The following is a 3,737-nucleotide window of genomic DNA, read 5'->3' as shown; positions in this document are numbered from 1 at the left end:
CCCCCCCCCCCCCCCCCCCCCCCCCCCCCCCCCCCCCCCCCCCCCCCCCCCCCCCCCCCCCCCCCCCCCCCCCCCCCCCCCCCCCCCCCCCCCCCCCCCCCCCCCCCATTTTATTTATTCTAGTAAAGTGATATATTGAATGCTATAAAGGGGGTGAAAGATATGTTCTCTGGCTTGAACCGTTGGAATAACAGGGTGAATACATCCTGGGATAAAAACGCCAATACATATACGGGGGGGGGGGTACCGTTATACCCATAAATATGCATCCGTCCCGTATACAGTACTGACGACGACTATCCGGGGATTCGTGCGCCCTGTTATGCATCATAGCGTGTGTTTTAGGCAGCATAGGTTTATGCTGTCTTTTTTGCGTGCCTGCCTTGGCTGGAAGCAGGCCGGACGGTATATGGCTGCTGGAGACGGCAAGGTCAGCCTATGAAACGGCCGGCTGTATGCCCCATCTGCGGAAAGGATTTCCTAGCCGACAGGGCGACGCAGAAATACTGCAGCTCTTACTGCCGGCGGTACGCCCACCGGCACGGCGCGAACAACCACGTGCGGCCTCCCAAAGACGCCGAGGCCCTGCGCAGCTTCCGCTGCATCAAGTGCGGCCGCCTCGTGCGGGTCACAGAGCCGACGGACCGGCGGACTAAATTCTGCTCGGCCCACTGTGAGAGGCTCTATTGGAAGCACTCCAAAAAGGTGACGTCCGTAGTCATCCGCCGCTCCTTTCGCTGCCGCAACTGCGGCGCCCTCGTCGAAGTGAGCGAGGCCAAGGACAGACGAACGACCTTCTGCAGCCTGACCTGCCGCGAGAAATGGTTTTCCCTGCACAGAAAAAAATAAAACACGCGAAGCCAAGTATGAATCATAAGGAGGAAATGAATATGAACCGGATTTATAAGGTTATATGGAGCAAAGTAAAACATCAATACGTCGTCGTGTCGGAGCTTGCGCATAGCTGTACGAAAGGGGCTAGTAGCCGCATAGGAAAGAACACGGCGACTGTGTTAGCTGCGCTGGTATTGACTGCCGGTATTGGCGGCATGTCCGTACAGGCAGCTAATTGGATACAAGGAACTGGCTTTGGATTAGTAGATCAAGATGGAAATAGTAAATACGATAAGTTTCATATTTCTTCTGATGGAACTATGAAAACGAGTGGTATTTATTCAGATTATTCTGTTAATTCTGGAAATTCTCAAGTTGACGGCAGTCAGACTATAGGAGATGGCCAGACAGTAGTGGGAGGCCAAAAGGTAACTGACGGCCAGACAGTAACGGGAGGCCAGACTGTTTATGACGGATCTACCATATATGGCGATTCTACCATTAAGGGCAACCAGACGGTTGAACAGAACCAGCAGGTAAACGGAGATTCGACGATCAAAGGCAACCAGACGGTCGAACAGAACCAGCAGGTGAACGGCGATTCGACGATCAAGGGGAATCAGACTGTTGCACAGAACCAGCAAGTAAATGGACATCAAGTTGTAATGAACGGTCAAGATGTTTATGGAGAAGCAAAATTTCATAATGGACTCAGTGCTGAAGGTAATAAAATTACAAATGTCTCTGACGGTCGAATTGCTGCAAATTCTTTAGATGCTGTGAATGGTAGACAACTTAATGCTGCTTGGAATCAAATCAACAAGAATACAGTAGGCATTGCTGATTTGAACCATCGTGTTGACAACCTTGATAGTCGCATTGATAAGGTCGGCGCTGGCGCAGCTGCTTTGGCGGCCTTGCATCCGCTGGATTTCGATCCGGACGCTAAGTGGGACTTTGCAGCCGGTTATGGCAACTATGGTGGTGAAAACGCTGTTGCTGTCGGTACCTTCTATCGTCCCAATGAAGATACGATGTTCAGCGTCGGCGGTACTTTCGGCAATGGGGAAAACATGATTAATGCCGGCGTATCGCTGAAAATCGGCGCAGGCAGCAGCCACGTCACGACGTCCCGCGTCGCTATGGCTAAGGAAATCAAGTCCATGCGCGACATCGTAGCTAAGCAGGATGCGCAGATCCAGAAATTGACGGCCATGGTCAACGCATTAGTCGGCGTACAGACGGAAACGGATTCGTCCATGTTCCCGGATGTGCCGGAAAACCACTGGGCTTATGAAGCTGTGGAAGCTATGGCCAAGAGCGGCTTGGTCAAGGGCTATCCTGATGGCGAATTCAAGGGCGACCGTACCATGACCCGCTATGAATTTGCCCAGATCGTTTACAACGCCATTCAGGCCGGTGCGGAAGTAGACGCTCGTCTGGTAGAAGAATTTAAGCCGGAATTGCAGTTCTTCCACATCGCGACGGTGGCGAAGGACAAAGACGGCAACCCGACGATTGAACGGGTACGGGCTAACTAATTTCATACAGAGGGGAACTTTGCGTATAGCTGCCGCGTAGCTGACGCAAGGAAGAAAAACGAGTCGGGGGAAACCTCGGCTCGTTTTTTCTATCATTTTATTCATTTAAAGGAGGAACTTCCCATGAATCAAACCGTAGTATGCCAATGGATAGAACGCGCTCAGAAAGGCGAGGAAGAGGCGGTATTGCTGATATTGCAACAGTTCCGGCCCTTGATTTGCAAATACGCCCGGCGGCACCGGTATTGCTACGACTCACTGGACGAAGCCGTGTCAGTGGCCCAACTGGCGATTTTGGAATGCATCCATGCCTTCGACGTAACTTGCGGCGACGAAGCTCACAAGGCCTTTCGTAGGGCTGTAGACCGGGGGTTTAAAAGAGAAAGCCGGCGGTTTAAGGCATATATGGAATCGGTAGAGACGGCCCTTCATATAGACGAGAGCGCCGAAGCCTTAGGCTTGACGGGCGGCGACGAGCAGGACCCGCACCGGCAGGCCGTGTTGTCCGAAGTACGGGAGCTGGTGCGCAAATGCCTGAACAGCCTGACGGAAGAAGAACAACGATTTCTCCGCCTGCGCTGTCAGCACGACCTGACCTACGAAGACGTGGCCCGACGCTACGGCCTGTCCCTGTCGCAGGCTCATAAGCTGACAAAAGCGGCTATGGTCAAGTTTCATGAGGGCATATACGGCTGCGATGTGGAATAGGGTGGTGCATGTGTTAATTTTTTATTTCAGATGTTGCACTTAGATTGTACATTCATTTACGAAAAAATCGCTCACATCGTGAGCGATTTCGTCAAACCTACATCTTGATATTTTCGATTGCATCATCCATAGGGGATTACCTCTCAATACATCTGCAACGTAATTTATGAGCTCCGCTGTAGGTCATAATCACTTTAAGCTGCCGGATGATCGTTCACGACGGCAATTGATGATTATTTCTTTTGTATTCTTTTTTCAATCCAATCTTTTAATTCATCGCTAGACATGCGATTATCAGCGACAGCGATAATCATTTCTTCAAGTTCAAGCTGGGTATACTCTAATTCTATCTCATTGATGTACAGAAAGACCAACATACTGTGAACCGCAGAACGTTTGTTGCCGTCGCGGAAAGGATGATTTTTCGCCAGACCATAACAAAGACGGGGACTATGTGAAGCTTTTTCTGTAAATAACTGCCAGGTATAGGTCTTCTATGATACAATCTAAATCATAGGAGGCTTACTATCATGGCAAGAGAAAAAAAACCGGTACATAAGGTCATTATGACCGAAGGAAAACGCAGCATTATTCAACAACTGTTTCAAGAATATGACATTCAATCCGCAGAAGATATTCAGGAAGCACTGAAAG

At 50.4% G+C, this 3,737-nt stretch carries 3 protein-coding genes and 1 pseudogene; 3 read left to right on the top strand and 1 reads right to left on the bottom strand.

Annotated features, from left to right (window positions below; genetic code table 11):
• The first annotated feature begins 438 nt into the window (after nucleotides 1-438).
• The 3 genes from B5F80_RS11060 to B5F80_RS11045 all read left to right on the top strand — a co-directional run bounded on the left by B5F80_RS11060 (nucleotide 439) and on the right by B5F80_RS11045 (nucleotide 3,083).
• A complete protein-coding gene (locus B5F80_RS11060) occupies nucleotides 439-849 on the top strand; it encodes a hypothetical protein (RefSeq protein ID WP_087478875.1) in 411 nt (136 codons plus the stop codon).
• Nucleotides 850-1,247: 398 nt separating this feature from the next.
• Nucleotides 1,248-2,375: an S-layer homology domain-containing protein gene (locus B5F80_RS11050; RefSeq protein ID WP_239386356.1), complete on the top strand. Its 1,128-nt coding sequence runs from the start codon at nucleotides 1,248-1,250 to the stop codon at nucleotides 2,373-2,375.
• A 123-nt stretch (nucleotides 2,376-2,498) separates the two neighbouring features.
• Nucleotides 2,499-3,083 carry a sigma-70 family RNA polymerase sigma factor gene (locus B5F80_RS11045; protein ID WP_087478874.1) on the top strand — a complete coding sequence of 195 codons (585 nt, stop codon included), beginning with the start codon at nucleotides 2,499-2,501 and terminating at the stop codon, nucleotides 3,081-3,083.
• Nucleotides 3,084-3,316: 233 nt separating this feature from the next.
• Here the strand turns inward: B5F80_RS11045 and B5F80_RS11040 are convergent.
• Nucleotides 3,317-3,523, bottom strand: a pseudogene (locus B5F80_RS11040) (type II toxin-antitoxin system death-on-curing family toxin); the annotation flags it as partial.
• Nucleotides 3,524-3,737 lie beyond the last annotated feature (214 nt).

The sequence above is a fragment of the Megasphaera sp. An286 genome (genome assembly GCF_002163455.1).
GTDB classification, from domain to species: Bacteria; Bacillota; Negativicutes; order Veillonellales; family Megasphaeraceae; genus Megasphaera; species Megasphaera stantonii.
The sequence above is the reverse complement of the archived record's forward strand: the minus strand, read 5'-3'. Positions and strand labels throughout refer to the sequence as shown.